The organism is Streptomyces sp. NBC_01408, from assembly GCF_026340255.1.
Taxonomy (GTDB): Bacteria; Actinomycetota; Actinomycetes; order Streptomycetales; family Streptomycetaceae; genus Streptomyces.
The window spans coordinates 3,977,267-4,003,061 of the sequence record NZ_JAPEPJ010000001.1; the positions used below are offsets into that span (position 1 = coordinate 3,977,267).

General features: G+C 73.5%; 22 protein-coding genes. 16 read left to right on the forward strand and 6 right to left on the reverse strand.

Translation table 11 applies throughout. The features are described 5' to 3' along the window. The first annotated feature begins 30 nt into the window (after positions 1-30). The 5 genes from pheS to OG447_RS18110 all read left to right on the forward strand — a co-directional run bounded on the left by pheS (position 31) and on the right by OG447_RS18110 (position 7,367). The gene (pheS, locus tag OG447_RS18090; RefSeq protein WP_266937776.1) at positions 31-1,158 is read left to right on the forward strand and encodes a phenylalanine--tRNA ligase subunit alpha; all 1,128 of its coding nucleotides are present in this window, start codon (positions 31-33) and stop codon (positions 1,156-1,158) included. Further along, positions 1,158-3,686, forward strand: a complete 2,529-nt coding sequence (gene pheT, locus OG447_RS18095) for a phenylalanine--tRNA ligase subunit beta (protein ID WP_266937778.1) — start codon at positions 1,158-1,160, stop codon at positions 3,684-3,686. The genes pheS and pheT overlap by 1 nt, the downstream gene beginning before the upstream one ends. A 183-nt stretch (positions 3,687-3,869) precedes the next feature. Continuing rightward, the gene (locus OG447_RS18100) at positions 3,870-5,087 is read left to right on the forward strand and encodes a PP2C family protein-serine/threonine phosphatase (RefSeq protein ID WP_266937780.1); all 1,218 of its coding nucleotides are present in this window, start codon (positions 3,870-3,872) and stop codon (positions 5,085-5,087) included. Between the two features lie 355 nt (positions 5,088-5,442). Further along, entirely contained in the window at positions 5,443-6,783 is a 1,341-nt protein-coding gene (locus OG447_RS18105) for a transcriptional regulator (RefSeq protein ID WP_266937782.1), read from the forward strand. 53 nt (positions 6,784-6,836) lie between these two features. Further along, positions 6,837-7,367 (forward strand): NUDIX hydrolase, encoded by a 531-nt coding sequence (locus OG447_RS18110; protein ID WP_266937783.1) that lies wholly within the window; start codon positions 6,837-6,839, stop codon positions 7,365-7,367. A 10-nt stretch (positions 7,368-7,377) separates the two neighbouring features. On the opposite strand, the gene OG447_RS18115 is transcribed toward OG447_RS18110, so the two are convergent. Further along, complete coding sequence (locus OG447_RS18115) at positions 7,378-8,280, reverse strand: 3-hydroxybutyryl-CoA dehydrogenase (protein ID WP_266937785.1); 903 nt, start codon at positions 8,278-8,280, stop codon at positions 7,378-7,380. Positions 8,281-8,433: 153 nt separating this feature from the next. On the opposite strand from OG447_RS18115, the gene OG447_RS18120 reads away from it, so the two are divergent. Beyond that, complete coding sequence (locus tag OG447_RS18120; protein WP_266937787.1) at positions 8,434-9,735, forward strand: glycoside hydrolase family 10 protein; 1,302 nt, start codon at positions 8,434-8,436, stop codon at positions 9,733-9,735. 1 nt (position 9,736) lies between these two features. Here OG447_RS18120 and OG447_RS18125 read toward each other — a convergent pair whose 3' ends face one another. Both OG447_RS18125 and OG447_RS18130 read right to left on the reverse strand, forming a co-directional pair. Further along, the gene (locus OG447_RS18125) at positions 9,737-9,934 is read right to left on the reverse strand and encodes a DUF1918 domain-containing protein (protein ID WP_266937789.1); all 198 of its coding nucleotides are present in this window, start codon (positions 9,932-9,934) and stop codon (positions 9,737-9,739) included. Positions 9,935-9,991: 57 nt separating this feature from the next. Next, positions 9,992-10,921, reverse strand: a complete 930-nt coding sequence (locus OG447_RS18130; RefSeq protein ID WP_266937790.1) for a DMT family transporter — start codon at positions 10,919-10,921, stop codon at positions 9,992-9,994. Between OG447_RS18130 and OG447_RS18135 the strand changes: the two genes are divergently transcribed. Genes OG447_RS18135 through OG447_RS18170 form a run of 8 tightly spaced genes read left to right on the forward strand, consistent with a single transcriptional unit; the run spans position 10,920 to position 18,660 of the window. Beyond that, positions 10,920-12,365: a PLP-dependent aminotransferase family protein gene (locus OG447_RS18135; protein WP_266937791.1), complete on the forward strand. Its 1,446-nt coding sequence runs from the start codon at positions 10,920-10,922 to the stop codon at positions 12,363-12,365. The two genes, OG447_RS18130 and OG447_RS18135, sit on opposite strands and share 2 nt — an antisense overlap. 31 nt (positions 12,366-12,396) lie before the next feature. Then, complete coding sequence (locus OG447_RS18140) at positions 12,397-12,978, forward strand: histidine phosphatase family protein (protein WP_266937792.1); 582 nt, start codon at positions 12,397-12,399, stop codon at positions 12,976-12,978. 31 nt (positions 12,979-13,009) lie between these two features. Beyond that, entirely contained in the window at positions 13,010-13,762 is a 753-nt protein-coding gene (locus OG447_RS18145) for an N-acetyltransferase (RefSeq protein ID WP_266937794.1), read from the forward strand. 58 nt (positions 13,763-13,820) lie between these two features. Continuing rightward, entirely contained in the window at positions 13,821-14,849 is a 1,029-nt protein-coding gene (gene argC, locus OG447_RS18150) for an N-acetyl-gamma-glutamyl-phosphate reductase (RefSeq protein WP_266937796.1), read from the forward strand. Further along, positions 14,846-16,003, forward strand: a complete 1,158-nt coding sequence (gene argJ / locus OG447_RS18155) for a bifunctional glutamate N-acetyltransferase/amino-acid acetyltransferase ArgJ (protein WP_266937798.1) — start codon at positions 14,846-14,848, stop codon at positions 16,001-16,003. The genes argC and argJ overlap by 4 nt, the downstream gene beginning before the upstream one ends. Beyond that, on the forward strand, positions 16,000-16,908 hold the full coding sequence (gene argB / locus OG447_RS18160; protein WP_266937799.1) for an acetylglutamate kinase: 909 nt from the start codon (positions 16,000-16,002) through the stop codon (positions 16,906-16,908). Before argJ ends, argB begins: the two co-directional genes overlap by 4 nt. Continuing rightward, positions 16,905-18,116, forward strand: coding sequence for an acetylornithine transaminase (locus OG447_RS18165; RefSeq protein WP_266937801.1), 1,212 nt, complete (start codon positions 16,905-16,907; stop codon positions 18,114-18,116). Before argB ends, OG447_RS18165 begins: the two co-directional genes overlap by 4 nt. Before the next feature lie 7 nt (positions 18,117-18,123). Further along, positions 18,124-18,660, forward strand: a complete 537-nt coding sequence (locus tag OG447_RS18170; protein ID WP_266937803.1) for an arginine repressor — start codon at positions 18,124-18,126, stop codon at positions 18,658-18,660. A 33-nt stretch (positions 18,661-18,693) separates the two neighbouring features. Here OG447_RS18170 and OG447_RS18175 read toward each other — a convergent pair whose 3' ends face one another. Genes OG447_RS18175 through OG447_RS18185 form a run of 3 tightly spaced genes read right to left on the reverse strand, consistent with a single transcriptional unit; the run spans position 18,694 to position 22,935 of the window. After that, positions 18,694-19,359 carry a L,D-transpeptidase gene (locus OG447_RS18175; RefSeq protein ID WP_266938931.1) on the reverse strand — a complete coding sequence of 222 codons (666 nt, stop codon included), beginning with the start codon at positions 19,357-19,359 and terminating at the stop codon, positions 18,694-18,696. Between the two features lie 36 nt (positions 19,360-19,395). After that, the gene (locus OG447_RS18180) at positions 19,396-19,977 is read right to left on the reverse strand and encodes a pyridoxamine 5'-phosphate oxidase family protein (protein ID WP_266937804.1); all 582 of its coding nucleotides are present in this window, start codon (positions 19,975-19,977) and stop codon (positions 19,396-19,398) included. Positions 19,978-20,010: 33 nt separating this feature from the next. After that, the gene (locus OG447_RS18185; protein WP_266937806.1) at positions 20,011-22,935 is read right to left on the reverse strand and encodes a hypothetical protein; all 2,925 of its coding nucleotides are present in this window, start codon (positions 22,933-22,935) and stop codon (positions 20,011-20,013) included. A gap of 117 nt (positions 22,936-23,052) precedes the next feature. Between OG447_RS18185 and OG447_RS18190 the strand changes: the two genes are divergently transcribed. Together OG447_RS18190 and argH are read left to right on the forward strand one after the other, a co-directional pair. Continuing rightward, positions 23,053-24,246 carry an argininosuccinate synthase gene (locus OG447_RS18190; protein WP_266937808.1) on the forward strand — a complete coding sequence of 398 codons (1,194 nt, stop codon included), beginning with the start codon at positions 23,053-23,055 and terminating at the stop codon, positions 24,244-24,246. Between the two features lie 96 nt (positions 24,247-24,342). Further along, a complete protein-coding gene (argH, locus tag OG447_RS18195) occupies positions 24,343-25,770 on the forward strand; it encodes an argininosuccinate lyase (protein WP_266937810.1) in 1,428 nt (475 codons plus the stop codon). Positions 25,771-25,795 lie beyond the last annotated feature (25 nt).

The following is a 25,795-nucleotide window of genomic DNA, read 5'->3' on the forward strand; positions in this document are numbered from 1 at the left end:
ACCAGCCAGCCATCGGAAGTACGGGAAGAGATGTCGGCACCGAACAAGTCGTACGACCCTGTCGAGGTCGAGGCACTGAAACCGGAAGAGATCGAGCGCATGCGGGACGAGGCGCTCGCCGCCTTCGCGTCCGCCGGCGACCTCGACGCGCTCCGTGAGGCGAAGACCGCGCACATGGGCGACCGCTCGCCCCTGGCGCTCGCCAACCGGGAGATCGGCGCCCTGCCGCCCCAGGCCAAGGCCGAGGCGGGCAAGCGCGTGGGCCAGGCCCGCGGAGCCGTGAACAAGGCCTTCGGGGCCCGCACCGTCGAGCTCGAGGCCGAGCGCGACGAGCGGGTGCTGGTCGAGGAGGCAGTGGACGTCACGCTGCCCCACGACCGCGTCCCCGCCGGCGCCCGGCACCCCCTGACCACGCTGATGGACCGCATCGCGGACATCTTCGTGGCCATGGGGTACGAGGTCGCCGAGGGCCCCGAAGTCGAGGCGGAGTGGTTCAACTTCGACGCCCTCAACTTCACGCCCGACCACCCGGCACGCCAGATGCAGGACACCTTCTTCGTCCAGGGGCCCAAGGGCACCGAGGGCGACGAGTCCGGTGTCGTGCTGCGCACCCACACCTCCCCGGTGCAGGCGCGCTCGCTGCTGGAGCGCAAGCCCCCCGTCTACATCGTCTGCCCGGGCCGCGTGTACCGCACCGACGAGCTCGACGCGACGCACACCCCGGTCTTCCACCAGGTCGAGCTGCTCGCCGTGGACGAGGGCCTGACCATGGCGGACCTCAAGGGCACCATGGACCACATGGTCCAGGAGCTGTTCGGCGAGGGCACCACCACGCGCCTGCGCCCGCACTTCTTCCCCTTCACCGAGCCGTCCGCCGAGATGGACATGCAGTGCTACGTGTGCCGCGGCGAATCGGTGGGCAACCCCGACCGTCCGTGCCGTACCTGCTCCAGCGAGGGCTGGATCGAGCTGGGCGGCTGCGGAATGGTCAACCCCAAGGTGCTGACCGCCTGCGGCGTGGACCCCGAGAAGTACAGCGGGTTCGCCTTCGGGTTCGGCATCGAGCGGATGCTGATGTTCCGTCACAACGTAGAAGACATGCGAGACATGGTCGAGGGTGACGTGCGTTTCACCCGGCCGTTCGGGAGTGAGATCTGATGCGCGTCCCGCTTTCCTGGCTGCGGGAGTACGTCGACCTCCCCGCGGGTGAGACCGGCCGTGACGTGGCCGCCAAGCTGGTCGACGCCGGCCTCGAGGTCGAGACCGTCGAGCAGCTCGGCGGCGGGCTCAAGGGCCCGCTCGTCGTCGGCCAGGTGTTGACCATCGAGGAGCTCGAGGGCTTCCGCAAGCCGATCCGCTTCTGCACGGTCGACGTCGGCGCCGCCAACGGCACCGGCGAACCGCAGGAGATCGTCTGCGGCGCCCGGAACTTCGCCGTCGGCGACAAGGTCGTCGTGGTCCTGCCCGGCGCCGTGCTCCCCGGCGACTTCGCGATCGCCGCGCGCAAGACCTACGGCAGGACCTCGCACGGCATGATCTGCTCCGGCGACGAGCTGGGCATGGGCGACGACGGCACGCACGGCATCATCGTGCTGCCGCCCGAGTACGAGGTCGGCACCGACGCGATCGAGCTGCTCCAGCTCATCGACGAGGTCCTCGACATCGACATCACCCCGGACCGCGGCTACTGCATGTCCATGCGCGGTGTCGCCCGCGAGGCGGCGACCGCGTACGGCCTGCCGCTGCGCGACCCGGCGCTGCTCGACGTCCCCGCGCCGAACTCGTACGGCTACCCGGTCAAGGTCGACGACCCGGCCGGCTGCGACCGCTTCACCGCCCGCACGGTGACCGGCCTCGACCCCGACGCGCGCTCCCCGATCTGGCTGACCCGCCGCCTCCAGAAGGCCGGCATGCGCCCGATCTCGCTCGCCGTCGACATCACCAACTACGTGATGCTGGAGCTCGGCCAGCCGCTGCACGCCTACGACCGCTCCAGCGTCGACGGCGCCATCGGTGTCCGCCGGGCCGAGCAGGGCGAGAAGTTCACCACCCTCGACGGGGTCAAGCGCACGCTCGACGCCGAGGACCTGGTGATCACCGACAACAGCGGGCCGATCGGCCTCGCCGGTGTCATGGGCGGAGCCAACACCGAGATCGCCGACTCCGTCACCGACCCCGAAACGGGCGCCGTCACCGGCACCAGGGACGTGGTCATCGAGGCCGCGCACTTCGACTCTGTGTCGATCTCGCGCACCGCCCGCCGCCTGAAGCTCTCCTCCGAGGCCTCCAAGCGCTTCGAGCGGGGCGTCGACCCGCAGGCCGCCGCCGCGGCCGCGCAGCGGACCGTCGACCTGCTCGTGCTGCTCGCGGGCGGCACCGCCGAGGCGGGCGTCACCGAGTTCCTCGCCCCGGGCGCCCCGCGCACCGTCGCGATGAGCGCGGACCACCCCGACCGGGTCGCGGGCATGGACTACGGCCGCGAGACCGTCGTACGCCGCCTCCAGGAGATCGGCTGCGACGTCTACGGCCAGGACGAGCTCGTCGTCACCGTCCCCTCGTGGCGGCCCGACCTCGCCGAGCCCAACGACCTCGCCGAAGAGGTCATCCGGCTGGAGGGCTACGGGAACCTCGCGTCGACCCTGCCCCAGGTGCCCTCCGGCCGCGGCCTGACCGCACGCCAGCAGCTGCACCGCCGGGTCGGCCGCGCGCTGGCCGGCGCGGGCTACGTCGAGGCGCTCAGCTACCCGTTCATCGGTGAGGGCGTCTTCGACCAGCTCCAGCTCCCGGCGCACGACGCCACCCGCCAGGTCGTCAAGCTGGTCAACCCGCTCTCCGACGAGGAGCCGGCGCTGCGCACCACGCTGCTGCCGGGTCTGCTGGGCGCGCTGCGCCGCAACGACAGCCGGGGCAGCCACGACCTCGCGCTCTTCGAGACCGGTTCGGTCTTCCTGGCCGGTCCGCAGCCGGGCGTCGCCGTACGGCTGCCCGTCGACCGGCGTCCCACGGACGAGGAGATCGCCACCCTGGACGCGGCCCTGCCCGCGCAGCCGCGGTACGCCGCGGTCGTGCTGACCGGTGCCCGCGAGCAGGCGGGCTGGTGGGGCAAGGGCCGTCCGGCCGACTGGGCGGACGCCGTCCAGGCCGCGCGCTCGCTGGCCGTCGAGGCCGGCGCGGAGCTCGTCGTCCGCCAGGGCCAGTACGGCCCCTGGCACCCGGGCCGCTGTGCCGAGCTCGTCGTCACCCTCGGCGGGGTGGAGCAGGTCATCGGCCACGCCGGTGAGCTGCACCCGCGGGTCGTCAAGGCGATGGGCCTGCCGGCCCGTACCAGCGCGATGGAGCTCGACCTGGACCGCCTCGCGGCGGCCGGCGGCGAGGCCCTCCAGGCGCCCCGGATCTCCTCCTTCCCGGTGGCGACCCAGGACGTGGCGCTGATCGTGGACGCGTCGGTCCCGGCGGCTTCCGTCGAGGCGGCGCTGCGCAAGGGCGCGGGCGAACTCCTCGAATCGCTGCGGCTGTTCGACGTGTTCACCGGTGAGCAGGTCGGCGAGGGCAAGAAGTCCCTGGCGTACGCGCTGCGCTTCCGCGCGGCCGACCGCACGCTGACCGCCGAGGAGTCCACGGCCGCGCGCGACGCGGCGGTGGCCCTCGCGGGCGAGCGGACCGGGGCGGTGCTGCGCGGCGCGTAGCCGCACGGTGCGGGGCCTGTTCCAGGGCTGCTGAGGGGCGTATCCGGACCACCGGGTGCGCCCCTTGCGCTTTCGCGGGCGTGGGGGGACCCGCCGCCTCACTCGTTCGGGTGAGAACGCCGGTGACCCGCATCCGGGGCGCGGGGTGGTCGGCACAATCATTGCGGCCGAGGGGAGGCCGTGATGATCGGGGAGATGCCCCAGGTGCGCCGGGTGTGCGTCGCCGCCTGGGGCGGCGCCGCGGTCTCCTGGGAGCTGTCCACCCCGGGGCGGCTGGCGCCCAGCCTTGCCACCTGCGCGGCCTTCCTGCTCCTGGCCACCGGCTGCGCCCTGCACATCAGGCACCTGCTGCTGGCCGAGCTGCGGCAGTCCCAGGAGATCGCGGGCGCGGCACAGCGAGCCCTGCTGCGGCCGCTGCCGGGGCGGATCGAGGGCCTGACGCTGGCCGCGGCCCAGCTCTCGGCGAGCCGGGGCGCCGCGGTGGGCGGCGACCTGTACGAGGCCGTGCCGACGGGGTACGGGGTGCGGGTGGTCATCGGTGACGTACGCGGCCACGGCCTGCCGGCGCTGGGCGCGGCCACAGCGGTCCTCGGGGCGTTCCGCGAAGCCGCGTACGACGAGCCCTCGCTGGGCGGCGTGCTGGTGCGGATGGAGCGGGCGCTGGGCCGCCATGTCCGTGGCCGGGCCCGGGCGGAGCATCCTTCGGCCTGTCCGGCCGAGCCGGAGTCGCCCGCGGCGGAGGAGTTCGTCACGGTGCTGCTCCTCCAGATCGCCCCGGACGGCACCCTGCTGGCCCTGAACTGCGGCCACCCCTGGCCCTACCTGCTCCACAGCCGGGACTCCGCCCCGGACCCCGCGCCTCAAACGCCGGCGGGGCTGGGTTCGGCTGAGCTGGGCTCGAAGGTGCCGTCTGGTGGGCTGGATTGCCGCGCAGCGGCAATTTCAGCCCCGCCGGCGATTGAGGCGCGGGGGCTCGGGGGCGGAGCCCCCGCAGCGGCGCCGCACGGTACGGGCGCCCCGGCCGGGCATCCCGCGGCGCAGGCGGCCCAGGCGGGGGCCGGGGCAGAACCCCGGCGCTCCGTGCGGCAGGGCACCGACGTGCAGGTGCTGGACGGCGAGACCATGCCGCCGCTCGGGGTGGTGCCCGTACCGGCGGATACCCAGCCGCACCCCGTGGGGGAACTGCGGCCCGGGGAGACGCTGTTCCTGCACACCGACGGCGCCGAGGACGCCCGGGACGCGGCCGGGCGGTTCTTCCCCCTCAGACGCGTCCTCGCGGAGGAGGCGGCGGTCACGCCCGCGCGGCTGGTCGCGGGCGTGCACGCCGCACTGCTCCGGCACACCGGCGGGCGACTCGCCGACGACGTCGCCCTGCTGGTGCTCCGCGACGACCGGTCCTGACCGGCCAGGCATCGCCGAACCGCGCACCGGGCCCGGTGGGTGGGCCCTGTGCGCGTTCGGCCCGGCCCCTGCCGGGGCCCGGCGACCAACCGGGCGCCGGCAGGGGCCGGAACACGCCGCCCGCCTGCCGTGGAGTGTCGGGCAGACAACAGGACGGGCGGCGCGGTGGCGGGTCGTCGCACTGTACGAGGGGGAGCCGACGACCCGAGCCGCCTCTTGGCGAGGCCCTTAAGTGAACCGCCGAACGGCCCCCGCGCGGCAGGGTGCGTATCGCATTTATGCGCGTACGCGGTTCGCACCCCGTGTGAACCGCGCACCCATTAGCCTGAGAACGACGAGCCCTGGGGAGCGGCCCATGCAGCCCAATGTCCTGCTCGATTCCCTCCTCGCCGAGGCGGGCATGTCCCATGCCGGACTCGCCGCGTACGTGAACCAGGCGGGCCGGACCCGCGGGCTCGCCCTGCGCTACGAACACACCGCCGTGGCCCGGTGGTTGAAGGGCCAGCGGCCCCGCGGCCAGGTGCCCGACCTGATCTGCGAAGTGCTCGGCGGCCGGCTGCGCCGGACCCTGGGACTGGACGACATCGGGCTCGGGGTGCCGGACGGGCCGGGCTCCGCGCACGCCTCGCCGCTGAGCGGGTTCGTCGACCGGGCCGCCGCCCTGTGGCGTTCCGACGAGCAGGGCCGGCCCCAACTGCTCACCGCCGGGGCCGTCACGGGCACGCCCGCCGTCATCCCGGTCTGGGAGTGGGAGAACCCGCCCGAGGACGCCGACGTCTCCCGTGAGGGCCCGAACCGGATCGGGCCCGAGCACATCGAGATCCTGCGGGCCGCCCGCGCGCACTACGAGCTGATGTACCGGCGGGCCGGCGGGGTGGCCACCCGGTCCAGGATCGTCCGCTTCCTCGGCAGCGAGACCGCGCCCATGCTGCGCGGGAGTTACCCCGACGGGCTCGGCCGCCAGCTGCACCGCGCCACCGGGTCCCTCGTCGCGGTGGCGGGCATCTGCGCCTACGACTCGGACGCGCACGGCCTGGCCCAGCGCTACTTCCACCAGGCCCTGCGCCTGGCCAAGGCCAGCGGCGACCGCGGCCTCGGGGCCTATGTGATCGCGCTGCTCGTCAACCAGTCCCTGCACCTGCGGGAGTACCGCCAGGCCGTCGCCTTCGCCGAGGCCGCCCTGCGCGCCGCGGGCCGGCACACCACCCCGGCGCTGGCCGCCGACCTGTACGCCATGCAGGCCAAGGCGTATGCCCAACTCGGCGACACCCGGGCCGCACTGGCCTGTATCCGCAGCGCCGAGGCGGCCGCCGAGCGGATCCGGCCGGGCAGCGAACCGGACGAGACCGGCTACGTCCAGCCGGGGCTCGTCAACGTCCAGGTGGCGCAGGCGCTGCTGAGCCTGGGGGAGCTCGACGCGGCCCACGAGCAGGCGACCGCCGCGGTCGGCACCCCGGCGCACGACCGCGGCCGGGTGCACCGGCTGGCGATGCTGTGCGAGATCCAGCTGCGGCAGGGCGAGGCGGACCGGGCGGTGGCCGCCGCGGCCGAAATGACCGAGCGGGCCAAGGGGATGGAGTCGCTGCGGTTGCGCGACCGGCTCAGGGCGGTCCGCGAACAGCTGCTGACCAGCGGTTGTTCGGGCGCGGAGGAGACCGCGCAGCTCATCGACGGGGCGCTGCGCGTTCCCCTGTGAGTGCGTGAACTGCTGCCATGTTGCCACCAACTCGATCGGAAGGTGGCACAGCCGTGCAGTGGACGAACCTCAGTGAGCAGACTGTGTACAAGAACCGCTGGTTCGACGTGAATCTCGCCGACGTGGAACTCCCCGACGGGCGGCACCTGGACCACTTCGTGATCCGGCTGCGTCCGGTCGCCGTCGCCACGGCCGTCAATGCGGCCAACGAGGTGCTGCTGCTGTGGCGGCACCGCTTCATCACGGACAGCTGGGGCTGGGAACTGCCCGCCGGGGTGGTCGAGGACGGGGAGGACATCGCCACCGCCGCCGCCCGGGAGATGGAGGAGGAGTCGGGCTGGCGCCCCGGCCCGCTCCACCACCTGATGACCGTCGAGCCGTCCAACGGGCTGACCGACGCCCGCCACCACCTCTACTGGGCGGACGGGGCCACGTACACCGGCCACCCCGAGGACGACTTCGAGTCCTCGCGCCGCGAGTGGGTCCCGCTCAAGCTCGTGCCCGACATGATCGCGCGCGGCGAGATCCCGGCCGCCAACATGGCGGCCGGGCTGCTGCTCCTGCACCATCTGCGGCTCGGCTAGCCGCAGGCCGTCATCCGTACGGGTAGAAGCCCGAGCCGGTCTTGCGGCCGAGGCGGCCCGCGTCGACCATCCGCTGGAGCAGCGGGGGAGCGGCGTACAGCGGCTCCTTGAACTCGGCGTACATCGAGTCCGCCACCGAGGCCACCGTGTCCAGGCCGATCAGGTCCGCCAGCTTCAGCGGTCCCATCGGGTGGGCGCAGCCCAGCTCCATGCCGTTGTCGATGTCCTCGCGGCTCGCGATGCCCGACTCGAACATCCGGATCGCCGACAGCAGGTACGGGATGAGGAGCGCGTTGACCACGAAACCGGACCGGTCCTGGGCGCGGATCGCGTGCTTGCCCAGCACGTCCCGCACCAGGGCCTCGGCCCGCTTGACCGTCTCGTCGCCCGTGGTCAGTGCGGGGATCAGCTCCACGAGCTGCTGCACCGGCGCCGGGTTGAAGAAGTGGATGCCGATGACCTGGTCGGGGCGCGAGGTGGAGACGGCCAGCTTGACCAGCGGAATGGAGGAGGTGTTGGAGGCCAGGATCGCGTCCGGGCGGGTGACCACCTGGTCGAGGACCTGGAAGATCTCCGTCTTGACCTGCTCGTTCTCGACGACCGCCTCGATGACGAGGTCACGGTCGGCGAACTCGCCGAGGTCGGTGGTGAAGCTGAGGCGGGCCAGGGTGGCGTCCCGCTCCTCCTCGCTGATCTTGCCGCGTTCGGCGGCCTTCATCAGGGAGTTGTGCAGCCGGGTGCGCCCGATCTCCAGGGCCTCGCCGGTGGTCTCGGCGACCTTCACCTCAAGACCGCTGCGGGCACACACCTCGGCGATACCCGCGCCCATCTGGCCGCAGCCCACTACGCCGACCCGTGCGATGTCGGTCGGGAGGGTAGAGAGGTCCGTCACATCGTGCCTTTCGCTGCTCATCCATCGCGGGTCCCCCGTGGTTGTCAGTGGTAACTGCATTCCGGCGCCCGCCACGCCCCCCGACGTTACCCCCGACCTTGCCCCGGGTGACGGGCCGGGGCGGGCATGCTGGGCGCACGAGATCAACTTCACGCAACGGAACGGAGTCGTCACATGGCGTACATCGGGCGGCGGGGGCTGCTGGCGGGGGCGGCGGGCGCGCTGGCCACGGCCGCCACCGGGCAGGCGGGGGTGGCGGGCGCGGCCGCCGGGACGGGGACGCGGGGCGCGGCGCACCAGCCGGTTCCGGCCGGGAGTCCGGCGGGACCGGGGCCGTCCCGGAGGGCTCCGGCGACGGAGTTCCGCGGGATGTGGATCGCCTCCGTGACCAATGTGGACTGGCCCTCCAGGAGCGGGCTCACCGCCGCGCAGCAGAAGCGGGAACTGCTCGCCCTCCTCGACACCGCCGTCGCGCGGAAGCTCAACGCGGTGATCCTCCAGGTGCGTCCGGCGGCCGACGCGCTGTGGCCCTCGCCGCTGGAGCCCTGGTCCCAGTGGCTGACCGGGAAGCAGGGCGTGGACCCCGGCTGGGACCCGCTGGGCACGGCCGTCACCGAGGCCCATGCCCGCGGGCTGGAGCTGCACGCCTGGTTCAACCCGTACCGCGTGGCCAACCACACCGACCCCGGGCGGCTGGCGTCCGGGCACCCGGCCCGGCGCAACCCCGACTGGACGGTCGCCTACGGAGGCAAGCTCCATTACAACCCCGGCCTGCCGGAGGTGCGCCTGTTCGTGCAGGAGGCCATGCTCGACGCCGTCCGCCGCTACGCCGTGGACGGGGTGCACTGGGACGACTACTTCTACCCGTACCCGGTGGCCGACGACTACTTCGACGACGACGCCGCCTACGAGGAGCACGGCGGCTCCTTCGCCTCGCGCGCCGCCTGGCGCCGCCACAACACGGACACCCTGGTCAGCGAGATGTCCGCGCGCGTACGGGAGGTCCGGCCGCAGGCGCGGTTCGGCATCAGCCCCTTCGCGGTCTGGCGCAACGCCGGGCGGGACCCGCTCGGCTCACCGACGGACGGCAGCCTCGCCACCTACGACGACCTGTTCGCGGACACCCGCAAGTGGGTCACCGAGGGCTGGATCGACTACGTCGTGCCCCAGGCCTACTGGCACATCGGGCACCCGGTCGCCGACTACGCCGACATCGTCCCCTGGTGGGCCCGGACCGTCGAGGGCACCGGCGTGGACCTCTACGTGGGTGAGGCGCTGTACCGCTGCGACGCGGACAGCCCCGCCGAGGCCTGGCGCGATCCCGCGGAACTGTCCCGGCACGTCACCTTCGCCCGGGACCACGCGCAGGTCCGCGGCCACGTCTACTTCTCCGCGAAGCAGGTGGCCGCGGATCCCAACGGGGCGATGGCCAGGGTCGTCGCCGACCACTACGGCTCGGCGGTGCCCCCGCGTTGAGTCAGTGCTCGGGCTCTTCGGGGTGCCGGACCGTGCAGTCGGGTCCGGGAGCCATCAGAGCCTCGTGCCCGTCCTGGAAGCGGACCCGGTACGGGGGAGTTCCGTTCTCGCCCAGCACCTGGGTGATCTCGCCCACCTTGTCGTGCTGTCCGACGATCCTGCCGTGCTGCACCAGCTGGTCGCCCTCGGTCGCGCGCATAACTGACCTCCTCCGTGGCGGTCCGATCCGGTGCTAGCAGTTTAGGTCGTATCGGGGCTATTTGACCCGTTGGGTGACCACAATGCAGAGCAGCACCGCGCCTGCGGCGGCCGGTACGGCGGGGGAGAGGTGCTCGCCGAGCAGCGCCACCGACCAGACCAGGGTCAGCAGGGGCTGGGCGAGCTGGAGCTGGCTGGCCCGGGGGGCGCCGATCTCCGCCATGCCGCGGTACCAGACGTACAGGCCGAGGAAGGTGGAGCCCGCCGCCACCCAGACCAGCCCGGCCAGCCCGTGGCCGGTGAGGTGCACCGGCTCGTACGCGAGCCCGAGCGCCGAGCCGGCCACGCTGAGCGGCAGGCACAGCACCAGCGCCCAGCCGACCACCTGCCAGCCGGGCAGTGTCCTGGCGAGGCGTCCGCCCTCGGTGTACCCGGCGGCGCAGACCAGCAGGGCCGCGAAGAGGTAGCCGTCGCCCGCCGAGAGGGCCCCGCCGCTCTGGGCCACGGTGAAACCGAGGACCACCGCGGCCCCGGCGCCCGCCGCGGCCCAGAAGGCGCGCGACGGGCGGTGGCCGGTGCGCAGCGCGGAGAGCGCGGCCGTGGTCAGCGGGAGCAGGCCCACCACGACGGCGGCGTGCGAGGTGGTGGAGGTCTGCAGCGCGAGGGTGGTGAGCAGGGGGAAGCCGACGACCACCCCGGCGGCGACCACGGCCAGGCCCGCCCAGTGCTCGCGGGCGGGCAGCGGGGCCCGCCGGGCCAGCAGGAAACCGCCGGCGATGACAGCGGCGAGGACGCTGCGCAAGGCCACGAGGGACCAGGGGCCGAAGCTCTCCAGGCCCCAGGCGGTGGCGGGGAAGGTCAGCGAGAAGGCGATGACTCCGAGCGAGGCGAGGAGGGTGCCCCGGCCGGCGGCCGGGCTCGCACCACGGCTCGGGGCATCCCCGACCGCTATCGTGGGCGGGAGAGTAGCGCTATTCTGTGCTGTCATGTACGAGCGTAGCAGTGTCGCGGAACTGGCCGAATCCCTGAGGTCCGAGCTCATCCGCTACTCGGTAGGTGGAAAGCTCCCGTCGAGCCGTGCCCTGGTCGAGCGCTACCGGGTCAGCCCCGTCACCGTCTCCCGGGCCCTCGCGCAGCTCGCCGCCGAGGGGCTCGTGGTCACCCGGCCGGGCGCCGGGGTGTTCCGGGCCCGCCCGCGTACGGAAGCCCCCGCGTCCGGGGACACCTCCTGGCAGGAGGTCGCCCTCAGCGCGGAGGGGGCCGGCGAGATCACCCCGCGCTCCGTCGACGCCACCGGCGTGCTGGCCTCGCTCGCCGTGCCGCCGGGCGGGGTGATCGAGCTCAACGGCGGATACCTGCACCCCTCGCTCCAGCCCGAGCGGGCCATGGCGGCCGCACTGGCCCGGGCCGGGCGGCGGCCCGGGGCCTGGGGGCGGCCGCCCGTCGAGGGGCTGCCCGAGCTGCGCGACTGGTTCGCCCGGGAGATCGGCGGGGCCGTCGCGGCCTCCGACGTACTGGTCACCGCGGGCGGGCAGAGCGCGCTGACCACGGCCCTGCGGGCACTCGCCCCGCCCGGGGCGCCGATCCTGGTGGAGTCCCCGACCTACCCCGGCCTGCTCGCGATCGCCCGCGCCTCCGGATGCCGTCCCGTGCCCGTCCCCGTGGACGCCGAGGGGGTCCGGCCGGAGCTGCTGGCCGCCGCCTTCGAAGCGACCGGGGCGCGGGTCTTCGTATGCCAGCCGCTGTTCCAGAACCCGACCGGGGCGGTGCTGGCCCCCGGGCGGCGGGCCGAGGTGCTGAGGATCGCGCGGGCCGCCGGCGCCTTCGTGGTCGAGGACGACTACGCCCGGGCCCTGGCCCACGAGGACGCGGGCCCGCTGCCCGTGACGCTGGCCGCCGAGGACGCGGACGGGGTGGTGGTGCACGTCAGGTCACTGACCAAGGCCACCTCCCCCAGCCTGCGGGTGGGCGCGCTGGCGGCCCGCGGCCCGGTGGTGGACCGGCTGCGCGCGATCCAGGTCGTGGACAGCTTCTTCGTGCCCCGCCCGCTCCAGGAGGCGGCCCTGGAACTGGTCGGCGCGCCCGCCTGGCCGCGCCACCTGCGGGCCGTGTCCGCCGAGCTCAGGCACCGGCGGGAGGTGCTCGCCGGGGCCCTGCGGCGGGAGCTGCCCGGGCTGGCGCTGCCGCATCTGCCCTCCGGCGGCTACCAGTTGTGGGTGCGCGCCGCGGAAGGGGCCGACGACGCCGCCTTCGCGGCGGCCGCCCTGCGCGCCGGGGTCGCGGTCGCGCCCGGCCGTCCGTACTTCTGCGCGGAACCGCCGGGTGCCTACGTCCGGCTGAGTTTCGCCGGGGTCTCGGGCCCCGGGGAGCTGGTCGAGGGGGTCCGGCGGCTGAAGGCCGCGCTCCCCGGGCCCGTCGGCCGAGACGCTTGACCCCGCGCCGCCGACGGCTCACCATCGCCGCATGCATGTTCGGGTCTCGCTCGTCGCCGCAGCCCGCAGCTGCTCGCTGCTCGCCGAGCGCTTCGACGACGACCGCCCGCTGGACGGGACCGGCCGGCGGGCGCTGGAGCTGGCCTCCCGGGGGCTCGTACCGCTGGGCGCGGCCGGGCTGCGCTACTGCTCCCCGACCCCGCGCAGCCGGGCCACCGGCGAGGCCCTCGGTTACGCGCCGCTGGCCCAGCCCGCGCTGCGCGAGTGCGACATGGGGCGCTGGCGGGGGCTGACCCTGGCCGAGGTGACCGCCCGGGAACCCGGGTCCGTGGACGTCTGGCTCGCCGACCCGCGGTCCTCCCCGCACGGCGGCGAGTCCCTGCTCGCCTTCATCTCCCGGATCGGCGGCTGGCTGGACACCCGGCCCGCGGACGACGGGGGCGCGATCGTGGCGGTGGCGGAGCCCTCGGTGGTCCGGGCGGCCGTGGTCTACGCGCTGAACGCACCTCCGCGGACGTTCTGGAACGTCGACGTCCGGCCGCTGTCGACGGTGACCCTGACCGGCCGGCCGGGCAGCTGGCACCTCTCCCTGCAGGCCGTGCAAACCGGTTGAGTGGCCCCGGCCCACCCCCTAGCCTGCGCTCATGACCGGGACAGTGATCATCACCACCCTCGCCGAGCGGCCCGAACTGGCCGGACGCCTCTGGGACATGACGGACTCGTGGCCGGAGTTCGCCGCCCACGACCCGCTGGCCTGGCTGCTCTACCCGCGGATGGTGGCCGAGCTGCCGGACTACGTCCTGGTCGCCACGGACGGCGACGCGGTCGTGGCGCGCGCGTTCAGCGTGCCCTTCGCGCTGCACGCGCCGGGGCGGGACGGGACGCTGCCCGCGCGGGGCTGGGACCAGGTCCTCATGTGGACCTTCTCCGACCTGCGGCGCGGGGTCCGGCCCGACACGGTGAGCGCCGTCGAGATCAGCATCGCCACCGACCGGCAGGGCGAGGGCCTGTCCGGGCTGATGCTGGCCGCGATGCGCGAGAACGCCCTGGCCCGCGGTTTCGCCGAGGTCATAGCCCCGGTGCGACCTAACGGAAAGCCCGCCGAGCCGGACAACTCGATCCACGAGTACGCGTACCGTACCCGTGGCGACGGCCTGCCGTACGACCCGTGGCTGCGCGTCCACGTCCGCGCGGGCGGGGTGATCGACTCGGTGGCCCCGCTGTCGATGACCATCACCGGCTCGCTCGCCGAATGGCGGGAGTGGACCGGCCTGCCCTTCGACGCGCCGGGCCCGGTCCACGTCCCGGGAGCCCTGGTCCCGGTCCACTGCGACCCGGAACAGGGTCATGCTGTCTATGTGGAACCCAACGTCTGGGTCAGGCATCGGCTGAAGTAGGGCCTTTGCATAAACGTGCGTAGGTACGTATAGTCATGCCATCGACGAGGAGGGTCCGATGGCAGTACGTGTAGCGGTGGCCGGAGCGAGCGGATACGCGGGCGGCGAAGTCCTGCGCCTGCTGCTCTCCCACCCCGAAGTGGAGATCGGCGCGCTGACCGCCAACTCCAACGCCGGACAGCTCCTCGGCTCCCTGCAGCCGCACCTGGTGCCGCTCGCGGGACGGACCCTGGAGGCGACCACGCCCGAGGTCCTCGCCGGACACGATGTCGTCTTCCTCGCGCTGCCCCACGGCCAGTCCGCCGCCGTCGCCGCCCAGCTCGGCGAGAACGTGCTCGTCGTCGACATGGGCGCCGACCACCGGCTCAGGGACTCGGCCGACTGGGACAAGTTCTACGGCGCCCCGCACGCCGGGACCTGGCCCTACGGCCTGCCCGAGCTGCCCGGCGGGCGCGCCGCGCTGGTGGGGAGCAAGCGCATCGCGGTACCCGGCTGCTTCCCCACCGCCGTCTCCCTCGCGCTGTTTCCGGCCTACCAGGCCCAGCTCGCCGAGCCCGAGGCCGTGATCGTCGCCGCCACCGGCACCTCCGGCGCGGGCAAGGCGCTCAAGCCGCACCTGCTGGGCTCCGAGGTGATGGGCTCCGTCACCCCGTACGGCGTCGGCGGCGTGCACCGGCACACCCCCGAGATGGTGCAGAACCTGTCCCCGCTGGCCGGGCGGCGCGTCTCCGTGTCCTTCACGGCGAACCTCGTGCCCATGCCCCGCGGCATCCTCGCCAACTGCTCCGCCAAGGCCCTGCCCGGCGTCACCGCCGAGGCGGTCCGCGCCGCCTACGAGAAGGCGTACGCCGACGAGCCCTTCGTCCACCTGCTCCCCGAGGGCCGGTGGCCGACCACCCAGTCCGTCTACGGCTCCAACGCCGTCCACCTCCAAGTGGCCTACGACGAGTCCGCCCAGCGGATCATCGCCATCAGCGCCATCGACAATCTGACCAAGGGCACCGCCGGCGGCGCGGTCCAGAGCATGAACATCGCCCTGGGGCTCCCCGAGGAGCTCGGGCTTTCCACGATCGGAGTCGCACCGTGAGCGTCACGGCAGCACAGGGATTCACGGCGGCGGGCATCGCCGCCGGGATCAAGGCGAACGGCAATCCCGACCTGGCCCTCGTGGTCAACCACGGGCCGCGTCTGGCCGCCGCGGGCGTCTTCACCTCCAACCGAGTCAAGGCCGCGCCCGTGCACTGGTCCGAGCAGGTCCTGCGCGGCGGCGCGGTCGGCGCGGTCGTCCTGAACTCCGGCGGCGCCAACGCCTGCACCGGGCCCAAGGGCTTCCAGGACACCCACGCCACCGCCGAGAAGGTGGCCGAGGCCCTGGGCGAGGAGTTCAACGCCGGGGAGATCGCCGTCGCGTCCACCGGACTGATCGGCGTCCTGCTCCCCATGGACAAGCTGCTCCCCGGCATCGAGACCGCCGCGGCCGCCCTGTCCGCGGACGGCGGCGAGGCCGCCGCCATCGCGATCAAGACCACCGACACCGTGCACAAGACGGCCACCGCCTCCGTGGGCGGCTGGACCGTCGGCGGCATGGCCAAGGGCGCGGGCATGCTCGCCCCGGGCCTGGCCACCATGCTCGTGGTCCTCACCACCGACGCCGACGTGGACGGCGCCACCCTCGACCGGGCCCTGCGCTCCGCCACCCGCACCACCTTCGACCGGGTCGACTCCGACGGCTGCATGTCCACCAACGACACGGTGCTGCTGCTCGCCTCCGGGGCGTCCGGCGTGGTGCCGGCGTACGAGGAGTTCGCCGAGGCCGTACGGAGCGTCTGCGACGACCTGGCCCGCCAGCTGATCGGCGACGCCGAGGGCGCCAGCAAGGACATCCGCATCGAGGTCGTCGGCGCGGTCAGCGAGGACGACGCGGTCGAGGTCGGCCGGTCCATCGCCCGCAACAACCTGCTCAAGTGCGCCATCCACGGCGAGGACCCGAACTGGGGCCGGGTGCTCTCCGCGATCGGCACCACCCGGGCCGCCTTCGACCCGGACCGGCTGAACGTGGCCATCAACGGCGTCTGGGTCTGCCGGAACGGCTCCGTCGGCGAGGACCGCGACCTGGTGAGCATGAAGGACCGCGAGGTCCGCATCACCGCCGACCTGGCCAACGGCAGCGAGTCCGCGGTCATCTGGGCCAACGACCTCACCGCCGAGTACGTCCACGAGAACAGCGCGTACTCCTCATGAGCACGGCACGCAAGCACACCGCGCTCCCCAAGGCCGAGATCCTCATCGAGGCCCTGCCCTGGCTGACCCGCCACAACGGCAAGATCGTCGTCATCAAGTTCGGCGGCAACGCCATGATCGACGAGGACCTCAAGGCCGCCTTCGCCCAGGACGTGGTCTTCCTGCGCCAGGCCGGCCTCAAGCCGGTCGTGGTGCACGGCGGCGGCCCCCAGATCAACGCCCAGCTCGACAAGCAGGGCCTGGTCAGCGAGTTCAAGGCGGGGCTGCGCGTCACCACCCCGGAGGCCATGGACGTCGTACGGATGGTGCTGGCCGGCCAGGTCCAGCGCGAGCTGGTCGGACTGCTCAACCAGCACGGGCCGCTCGCGGTCGGCATGACCGGCGAGGACGCCCACACCATCACCGCCACCAAGCACAGCCCCGAGATCGACGGGGAGCTCGTCGACATCGGCCGGGTCGGCGAGATCACCGCCATCGACACCGGCGCGATCGAGGCACTGCTGGCGGACGGCCGGATCCCGGTCATCTCCTCCATCGCCCGCAGCGCCGACGACCACCACGTGTACAACGTGAACGCCGACACGGCTGCCGCGGCGCTCGCCGCCGCACTCGGCGCCGAGACGCTGATGGTCCTCACCGACGTCGAGGGCCTCTACGCGGACTGGCCCAGCAGCGACGAGGTCATCAGCCGGCTCACCGTCAGCGAGCTGGAGAAGCTGCTGCCCGAGCTGTCCAGCGGCATGGTGCCCAAGATGGAGGGCTGCCTGCACGCCGTGCGGGGCGGCGTCAGCACCGCCCGCGTGATCGACGGACGGGTCCAGCACTCGATCCTGCTGGAAATCTTCACCGACGAGGGAATCGGCACGATGGTCGTGCCCGACGCACAGGGAGGGGACGCCAAGTGAACGGCAGTCAGGAGACCGGCAATCAGCGGTACGGCGCCCGCTGGCAGGGCGCGCTGACCAACAACTACGGCACCCCCGCGCTGGCCCTCGTACGCGGCGAGGGAGCCCAGGTCTGGGACGCGGACGGCAAGCAGTACACCGACTTCGTCGGCGGCATCGCGGTCAACGCCCTCGGCCACGCCCACCCGGCGATCGTCGCCGCCGTGACGGAGCAGATCTCGACCCTGGGCCACGTCTCCAACCTCTACGCCTCCGAGCCCGTCCTCGCGCTCGGCGAGCGGCTGCTCCAGCTCTTCGGCCGCCCCGGCAGGGTCTTCTTCTGCAACTCCGGCGCCGAGGCCGTCGAGGCCGCCTTCAAGATCGGCCGGCTGACCGGGCGGACCCACATGGTCGCCACCGACGGCGGCTTCCACGGCCGGACCATGGGCGCCCTCGCGCTCACCGGCCAGCCGAAGAAGCAGGCCCCCTTCCTGCCGCTGCCCGGCGACGTCACGCACGTCCCCTACGGCGACGTCGAGGCCCTGCGGGCCGCCGTCACCGAGGAGACCGCGCTCGTCGTCATCGAGCCGATCCAGGGCGAGAACGGCGTCGTCGTACCCCCCGCCGGATACCTGACGGCCGCCCGCGAGATCACCCGGGCCACCGGCACCCTGCTCGTCCTCGACGAGGTGCAGACCGGCATCGGGCGGTGCGGCCAGTGGTTTGAGCACCAGGCCCACGAGGGCGTGGAGCCCGACCTGGTCATGCTCGCGAAGGGGCTGGGCGGCGGTCTGCCCATCGGCGCCGTGGCCGCCTTCGGGGCCGCCGCCGACCTGCTCCAGCCGGGCCAGCACGGCACCACCTTCGGCGGGAACCCGGTCGCCTGCGCCGCCGGCCTCGCCGTGATCGACACGATCGCGGCCGACGGCCTGCTCGACCAGGTCAAGGCGCGGGGAGAGCGGCTGCGCTCCGGAATCGAAGCGTCCGGACATCCGCTCGTCTCCCACGTCCGTGGTGCGGGCCTTCTGCTGGGTATCGTGCTGACCGAGCCCCTCGCACCCCAGGTGCAGCAGGCGGCTCAGGACGCCGGCTTCCTGGTCAACGCGCCCGCCCCCGACGTCGTACGGCTCATGCCCCCGTACGTGCTCTCCGAGGCCGAGGTGGACGCGTTCCTCCAGGCGCTGCCCGGCGTCCTCGACGCAGCCAGCGGGGACGGATCCGGAGAATGAGACGACGATGAGTCAGGCGCAGGACAACGAGCACGGCGGCCAGGCCGTCCCGCAGACCCGCACCGCGCGCCACCGCCGGATCGTGGACATCCTCAACCGGCAGCCGGTCCGCTCCCAGAGCCAGCTGGCCAAGCTGCTCGCCGACGACGGGCTGAGCGTCACCCAGGCGACGCTCTCGCGCGACCTCGACGAGCTGGGCGCGGTGAAGATCCGCAACACCGGCGGCGAGCTGATCTACGCGGTGCCCAGCGAGGGCGGCTTCCGCACCCCGCAGGCCCCGCTCGGCGAGTCGGCGAAGGAGGAGCGCATGCGGCGCCTCTCCGGCGAGCTGCTGATCTCGGCGGAGGCCTCCGCGAACCTCGTGGTCCTGCGCACCCCGCCGGGTGCGGCGCAGTTCCTCGCCTCGGCCATCGACCAGGCCGAACTCCAGGCGATCCTCGGCACGATCGCGGGCGACGACACCCTGATGCTGATCAGCCGCGACCCGGCGGGCGGTCAGGCCCTCGCCGACCACCTGCTGCGACTGGCGCAGAAGGAGGGCTGAGCCGGCCCGGCGGGTCACCGCCGGGCAAGGGCGTCAGTAGCGGGTCACGGCCAGGTCCCCGGAGTCCGTGCCGATCGCGATGTGCGGGGCCCGCCGCGGGTCCGCCCAGCGCAGGATCCGCCGCATGGCCGACTCCGGCACGGACACGCAACCGGCCGTCGCCCCCTTGCCGTTGACGTGCAGGAAGATGCCCGCGCCCCGGCCGCGTACGGGCCGGTCGTAGTTGAAGGCGATCAGCAGGGCGTGCGCGTACTGCTTCTCGTACGTCACCAGGTGCTCGGCCTCGCCCGGCGCGCAGTCCGCGGGCAGCGGCTCGACCCAGCGGTTGTAGCTGGCCGAGGCGTTGTCCTGGCACCACCACGACCCCCCGGTCACCGGCCGGTACCGGTACGCCGTGCCGGCCGGCGCCCGCCGGATCCCGAAGGCGTACGGGAGCGCGTACAGGCCCGTCGGCGTGGTGCTGGTGCCCTGGACGCGGGCCGTGCCCTCGGTGAGCCCCTTCGCCCCGAACCGGGCGTCCGCGCCGCCGGCCTCGTACCAGTGCCCCGCCCTGCGGTCCCACCAGGTCAGCCGCCCGGTCGTGGAGCCCGGCGCGGGCGCGACGGCGGTGATCAGCTGGCTCCCGCCGCCGGTGTCGGTGAGCCGGGCGGGCAGCGGGACCTGGCTCTGGGAGCCCTGCGGGAGCAGGGCGGTGACGATCGTTACGCCGGTGGCGAGAGCGGTACGCAGCACACGTCAGACGGTACGGGGCGGAAGGGGCAGCGGCAGCGCAGGCAGGCCGTCGAGGCTCGATCCGATGAACTCCTTCTTCTCGCAGTACTCGGCGAACTCCTCGTCGCTCTTGCGGCCGAAGTACTCGGCGTGGAGGGTGCGCTCGCCCTCGTACTCCATGAAGGGGACGGCGAACCCGCAGGTGTCGGAGATCCGCCGGGCACGGACGAGGATGACGGCGCGCGCGGAGGGCCCGTCGGCGTCGCCGAACAGGCCGATCAGCTCACCCCAGCGGGGGTCGTCGCGGAAGACCGGCTCGCCCTCGCCGTGAACGCGGACGATGTTGGGCGGCCCGGAGAACGCGCACCACATCAGGGTGATCCGGCCGTTCTCGCGCAGGTGGGCGATGGTCTCCGCGCCGCTGCCGCCGAAGTCCAGGTAGGCGAGGGTCTGTTCGTCGATGACGACCAGGGTCCCGGCGCGGCCCTTGGGGGACAGGTTGACGTGGCCGTCGCCCGTGAGCGGGGCGGTGGCCGTGAAGAAGACGGGCTGCTCCTCGATGAACGTGCGCAGCCGGCCGTCTATGTGTGCGTAGAGCTTTCCCATGAGGTGATTATCGGACTTCGGGGGTCGTGGCTTTCACCAGTCGAGACTCGTGGCGCGCATCTCGTCCCAGCCGAGTTCCCGCCTGTACAGCCAGAACAGCGCCCGCATCTCCTTCGGTTCGAAGGTGCCCCGGCGCGCCGTCGCCCGCCAGTCCCACCGCCTCAGCAGAGCCAGGGCGAGGTGTTTCAGCGCCGGGTCGGGGTCGTCCAGCACGGCCGTGAGCGCCGGCAGCCCCTCGTCGGCGCCCTGGGCGGCGAGCAGCCGGAGCGCCGCCCTGCGGGTGTGCGCGGGGTGCTCCGGCCGGGTCCGGAGCACCAGCCAGCCTGCGGGCAGCCGGGCGGCCACCGGGCGCAGTGACCGGGCCGCCTCGCGGACCACGGCCGGGGACGGGTCGTCCAGCAGCGGGCGCAGCACCTCCGGACCGGGGTCGGGGGCGTCGAGCAGCCGCAGCGCCGCCAGGGCCGCGGCCCGGACCGGGCCGTCGCACTGGCCGAGGAGGCCGGCCAGCACGGCGGAATCCGCCCGCTCGGCGCATTCGGCCAGGCCGAGCACGGCCCCGGGCGAGGGGGAGTCCGCGCACAGCCGCAGGTAGTGGGCCCGGGCGTCGCCCCCGTCCTGCCGGACCAGCCACCGGGCACAGGCCCGCACCGTCCCCGACGGGTCGGCGAGGTGCCGCTCGCCCTCCCCGGCCCGGCCGGCCGCGCGCAGGGCCGTGACCCCCGCGGCGCGTACGAAGCCGGAACGGGCGCCCAGCAGCGCGTCGAGCGCGACGGCGTCGGAGCCCTGCCGGGCCATGGCGGCCAGCGCGGCCCCCGTCCACAGCTGCCGCAGCACCGCGTCAGGCTCCCGGGCGGCCCGGCGGGCCAGTGCGGGAGCCGCCGCGGAGCCCGCGTCCTCCAGGGTGATCCGTACGGCCGCCCGCCGGGTCCGCAGGTCGCGGTGGGAGCACAGCTCCGCCAGGGCCGCCGCGTGGCGCGGCTCGCGCAGCGCCGCCTCGAACACCCCGACGGCCCAGCGGCCCTCGTGGCGGCCGTGCAGGTGCATCACCATCGGGGTCAGGGCGCGCAGGCACTCCTCCCCGGAGTCCCGGAGCGCGGCGAGCAGGACTTCCCGGGCGGCCTTCCGGACCTGCGGGGCCCAGTCCGCGCAGCGCAGGACGACCAGCGGCAGCAGCTCCGGGTCGCCCGCGGCCTCGATGACCGCGGCTTCCCGGATCCGCCCGTTCCAGTGGCACAGGGCGGTCGCCGCCCGGGAGCCGAAGGCCTTGGCCTCGTAGGGGGCCAGGTACCGCACCCCGATGTCCAGCGCGGTCCAGGCGGCCGGGTCGTCGGTGTCGACCACCTCGTCGAGCGGGGCGCCGGTGCCGTCGGCGAGCTTCAGCGCCGCGTCCCGGCCCGCGTACAGCTCCCACTTCAGGCGCTGCTGGAGCAGCTTGCGGGCCCAGCCGCGTACGGCGGGGTCGCGGTGGGAGGTCAGGGACCGGGCCATCCGGCGCCGGGTCAGCAGCGGGCGCTCCTCCAGCAGGGCCAGGCCCGCGACCCGTACGGCGCCCGGCCGGCCGGGCGCGAACAGGTCCAGGAGCCAGGACTCCGGCCGGGTCCGCGCGTACGGGAGCACCAGCGAGCGGACCGCCGCGACCGCCGGCGCGTGCGGGTCGGCCAGGAACGGCAGCAGTTCTTCCGGCGTTGCCGCACCGTGCCGGCGCAGGCCCGAGAGGGCCGCGGCCCGCACGCGCCCCTCCGGGTGGCCGGCGAGGCGCCACAGCAGCGGGACGTCCGCGGCGTCCCCGGTCTCGGCCAGGCCGAACACGGCCCCGGGCACGGGGGAGTCCGCGCACCGCCTGCGGTAGTGGGCGAGGGGGTCCTGCCCGGCGGCGCGCAGCTCCAGGCGGGCCGCCTCCCGTACCGTCGCCGCCGGGTCCGCCAGGTGGACGGTCAGCTCCCCGGCCCGCCCGGCGCGGCGCAGGGCACGGACGGCGGTCACCCGCAGGGACGCGCGGCCCTGGGCGAGGAGGGAGTCGAGGGTGGGGCCGGACAGGGTGCCGAGGGCGGGCCGGGCGGCCTCCTCGCAGCGCCGGCGCACCACGCGGTCCCGGCTGACGGCGGCGGTCTCCAGTAGCTGTTCGGGCGTCAGCGTTCCTGCTTCCAGGGACAGTTGGAGGGCTTCGCGGCGGACCTCGGGGGACGCCCCGGTCAAGACGAGCCCGGCCGTCCGCTCCGCCGGGAGCACGTCGGAGCGCAGCGCCGCGAAGCGGATCCGCGCCTCGGGATCCCCGGCCAGATCGGCGATGCGGTCCGTCGGGAGCAGACCGTGGTTCAGCGCGGTCCGGACGGCGCCGAAGCGCACCCCCGGGTCCGGGTGGCCCGCGAGCTCGACGATCCGGCCGGCGGGCAGGGTCCCCAGCCTCTCCAGGACCAGCTCCCAGGCCCGGGCTCCGTGCCGTCGCGGGCTCACCAGCAGTGCGAGGGGCACGAGGGCCCGTACGGTCTCCTCTCCGGCCGAGTCCAGTTCCGCGGCCAGCACCGCACGCGCCGCGGCCCGCACGGGCTCCTCGGTGTCGGCGCACCGGATCAGCACCAGGGGCAGCACGCCGGGCCGTCCCGCCGCGTGGCCGACGGCGGCCTCCCGCACCCGGGGGTCGGCGTGGCACAGGCACAGCGCGAGTTCGGGGTCGGCCGGGGGTGTGGCGGCCCAGGTCACCCCGTGCCCCTCGTGCCAGTGCGGGGCGGTGCTCCAGTCGGCGATCTCCCGGGCGTCGAACCAGTTCGGGCCCACCCGGACGGTGCCGGAGGAGCTCCGGCGCCCGTCGGTCCAGGTGCGGCAGGAGACGCTTTCGTCGAGCCGCGTCCAGGCCTGCGGGCCGTCGCCGTCGAGGGAGCGCGCCGGCTCCTTGCCGTGGAACAGCCGCTCGGAGGGTGTGAGGAAGGCGGTCCGGGACAGCGGCGGGAGTATCTGCATGGCCGCAGCGTAGGTGAGCGACACGCCCGCTGACCTCCCCTTATCGCGTCGATTGACGAAACATACGGAGTAGTGCATAGTTATGCCTGTCGTTGAATGCACCGTAAGGAGAAACCCGTGACCGAGCGCGTCGTACTCGCCTACTCGGGCGGCCTGGACACCTCCGTCGCCATCGGCTGGATCGCCGAGGAGACGGGCGCCGAGGTCATCGCCGTTGCCGTGGACGTCGGCCAGGGCGGCGAGGACCTGGACGTCATCCGCAAGCGCGCGCTCGACTGCGGTGCGGTCGAGGCCGAGGTCGCCGACGCCTCGGACGAGTTCGCCAACGAGTACTGCCTCCCGGCGATCAAGGCGAACGCCCTCTACATGGACCGGTACCCGCTGGTCTCGGCCCTCTCCCGGCCGGCCATCGTCAAGCACCTGGTGGCCGCCGCCAAGAAGCACGGCGCCACGACCGTCGCCCACGGCTGCACCGGCAAGGGCAACGACCAGGTCCGCTTCGAGGCGGGCATCGTCGCCCTCGCCCCGGACCTCAAGTGCATCGCCCCGGTCCGTGACTACGCGATGACCCGGGACAAGGCGATCGCCTTCTGCGAGGAGAAGAACCTCCCGATCGCGACCACCAAGAAGTCCCCGTACTCCATCGACCAGAACGTCTTCGGGCGCGCCGTCGAGACGGGCTTCCTGGAGGACATCTGGAACGCCCCGATCGAGGACATCTACGAGTACACCTCGAACCCGGCCCTGCCGCGCGAGGCCGACGAGGTCGTCATCTCCTTCAAGGAGGGCGTCCCGGTCGCCATCGACGGCAAGCCCGTCACCGTGCTCCAGGCCATCCAGCAGCTCAACGACCGCGCCGGAGCCCAGGGCATCGGCCGGATCGACATCGTCGAGGACCGCCTCGTCGGCATCAAGTCCCGTGAGGTGTACGAGGCCCCGGGCGCGATCGCGCTGATCACCGCCCACCAGGAGCTGGAGAACGTCACCGTCGAGCGCGAGCTGGCCCGCTACAAGCGGCAGGTCGAGCAGCGCTGGGGCGAGATGGTCTACGACGGCCTGTGGTTCTCCCCGCTCAAGCGCGCCCTGGACGGCTTCATCAACGAAGCCAACCAGCATGTCACCGGCGACATCCGGATGACCCTGCACGGCGGCCGCGCCGTCGTCACCGGCCGGAAGTCCGACGAGTCGCTCTACGACTTCAACCTCGCGACCTACGACTCGGGCGACACCTTCGACCAGTCCAAGGCCCAGGGCTTCATCGAGATCTTCGGTCTCTCCTCGAAGATCGCCGCCCGCCGCGACCTCGCCTGAGCGGAACCCGCAGTACTCCGGACGGCCTCCCCGTTTCCTCCGCGGCGGGGAGGCCGTTGCACATCCAAAGTCATGCAGTCTTGAGGAGCAGTAGCTGTGAGCAGCAACAACGGTGACGTCCGGCTCTGGGGCGGACGGTTCGCCGACGGCCCTTCGGAGGCGCTGGCCCTGCTGTCGGCGTCCGTCCACTTCGACTGGCGCCTCGCGCCCTACGACATCGCCGGCTCGCGCGCCCACGCCCGCGTGCTCCACAAGGCGGGCCTGCTCACGGCCGAGGAACTCGACCGCATGATCGCCGGCCTGGACCAGCTGGAGGCCGACGTGGCCGACGGCTCCTTCACCGGCACCATCGCCGACGAGGACGTCCACACCGCCCTGGAGCGGGGCCTGCTGGAGCGCCTCGGCGCCGACCTCGGCGGCAAGCTGCGCGCCGGCCGGTCCCGCAACGACCAGGTGGCCACCCTCTTCCGGATGTACCTGCGCGACCACGCCCGGATCATCGGCGGCCTGATCGCGGACCTCCAGGACGCGTTGGTCGGCCTCGCCGAGACCCACCACGACGTGGCCATGCCCGGCCGGACCCACCTCCAGCACGCGCAGCCGGTGCTCTTCGCCCACCACGTACTGGCCCACGTGCAGTCCCTGTCCCGGGATGCGGAGCGGCTGCGGCAGTGGGACACCCGGACCGCGGTCTCCCCGTACGGCTCGGGCGCCCTGGCCGGTTCCTCGCTGGGCCTGGACCCGGAGGCGGTCGCCGCCGACCTGGGCTTCGAGCGGGGCTCGGTCGGCAACTCCATCGACGGCACGGCCTCGCGCGACTTCGTCGCCGAGTTCGCCTTCGTCACCGCGATGATCGGGATCAACCTGTCCCGGATCGCGGAGGAGATCATCATCTGGAACACGAAGGAGTTCTCCTTCGTGACCCTGCACGACGCCTTCTCCACCGGGTCGTCGATCATGCCGCAGAAGAAGAACCCGGACATCGCGGAGCTGGCGCGCGGCAAGTCGGGCCGGCTCATCGGCAACCTGACGGGCCTGCTCGCCACGCTCAAGGCGCTGCCGCTGGCGTACAACCGGGACCTCCAGGAGGACAAGGAGCCGGTCTTCGACTCCTGCGACACCCTTGAGGTCCTGCTGCCCGCCTTCACCGGGATGATGGCCACGCTCACGGTCCACCGGGAGCGGATGGAGGAGCTCGCTCCGGCCGGCTTCTCGCTCGCCACCGACATCGCCGAGTGGCTGGTCAAGCAGGGCGTGCCGTTCCGCGTCGCGCACGAGGTGGCCGGCGAGTGCGTGAAGGAGTGCGAGGCCTTCGGGATCGAACTCGACGAGCTGACGGACGACCAGTTCGCGAAGATCTCCGAGCACCTGACCCCCGAGGTCCGCACCGTCCTCAACGTCAAGGGCGCACTTGCCTCCCGCAACGGCCGCGGCGGCACCGCCCCCTCGGCGGTCGCGGTCCAGCTCACCGAGCTGAAGGCCGACCTGGTGATCCAGCACGCCTGGGCCGCCCACAAGCAGTAGACGGCTCCGCAGTCCCCGTGAGCAG

Coding starts and splice junctions, on each gene's coding strand:
- pheS (WP_266937776.1), top strand. CDS start 31: ATGTCGGCACCGAACAAGTCGTACGACCCTGTCGAGGTCGAGGCACTG.
- pheT (WP_266937778.1), top strand. CDS start 1,158: ATGCGCGTCCCGCTTTCCTGGCTGCGGGAGTACGTCGACCTCCCCGCG.
- OG447_RS18100 (WP_266937780.1), top strand. CDS start 3,870: ATGATCGGGGAGATGCCCCAGGTGCGCCGGGTGTGCGTCGCCGCCTGG.
- OG447_RS18105 (WP_266937782.1), top strand. CDS start 5,443: ATGCAGCCCAATGTCCTGCTCGATTCCCTCCTCGCCGAGGCGGGCATG.
- OG447_RS18115 (WP_266937785.1), bottom strand. CDS start 8,280: ATGAGCAGCGAAAGGCACGATGTGACGGACCTCTCTACCCTCCCGACC.
- OG447_RS18120 (WP_266937787.1), top strand. CDS start 8,434: ATGGCGTACATCGGGCGGCGGGGGCTGCTGGCGGGGGCGGCGGGCGCG.
- OG447_RS18125 (WP_266937789.1), bottom strand. CDS start 9,934: ATGCGCGCGACCGAGGGCGACCAGCTGGTGCAGCACGGCAGGATCGTC.
- OG447_RS18135 (WP_266937791.1), top strand. CDS start 10,920: ATGTACGAGCGTAGCAGTGTCGCGGAACTGGCCGAATCCCTGAGGTCC.
- OG447_RS18130 (WP_266937790.1), bottom strand. CDS start 10,921: ATGACAGCACAGAATAGCGCTACTCTCCCGCCCACGATAGCGGTCGGG.
- OG447_RS18140 (WP_266937792.1), top strand. CDS start 12,397: ATGCATGTTCGGGTCTCGCTCGTCGCCGCAGCCCGCAGCTGCTCGCTG.
- OG447_RS18145 (WP_266937794.1), top strand. CDS start 13,010: ATGACCGGGACAGTGATCATCACCACCCTCGCCGAGCGGCCCGAACTG.
- argC (WP_266937796.1), top strand. CDS start 13,821: ATGGCAGTACGTGTAGCGGTGGCCGGAGCGAGCGGATACGCGGGCGGC.
- argB (WP_266937799.1), top strand. CDS start 16,000: ATGAGCACGGCACGCAAGCACACCGCGCTCCCCAAGGCCGAGATCCTC.
- OG447_RS18170 (WP_266937803.1), top strand. CDS start 18,124: ATGAGTCAGGCGCAGGACAACGAGCACGGCGGCCAGGCCGTCCCGCAG.
- OG447_RS18180 (WP_266937804.1), bottom strand. CDS start 19,977: ATGGGAAAGCTCTACGCACACATAGACGGCCGGCTGCGCACGTTCATC.
- OG447_RS18185 (WP_266937806.1), bottom strand. CDS start 22,935: ATGCAGATACTCCCGCCGCTGTCCCGGACCGCCTTCCTCACACCCTCC.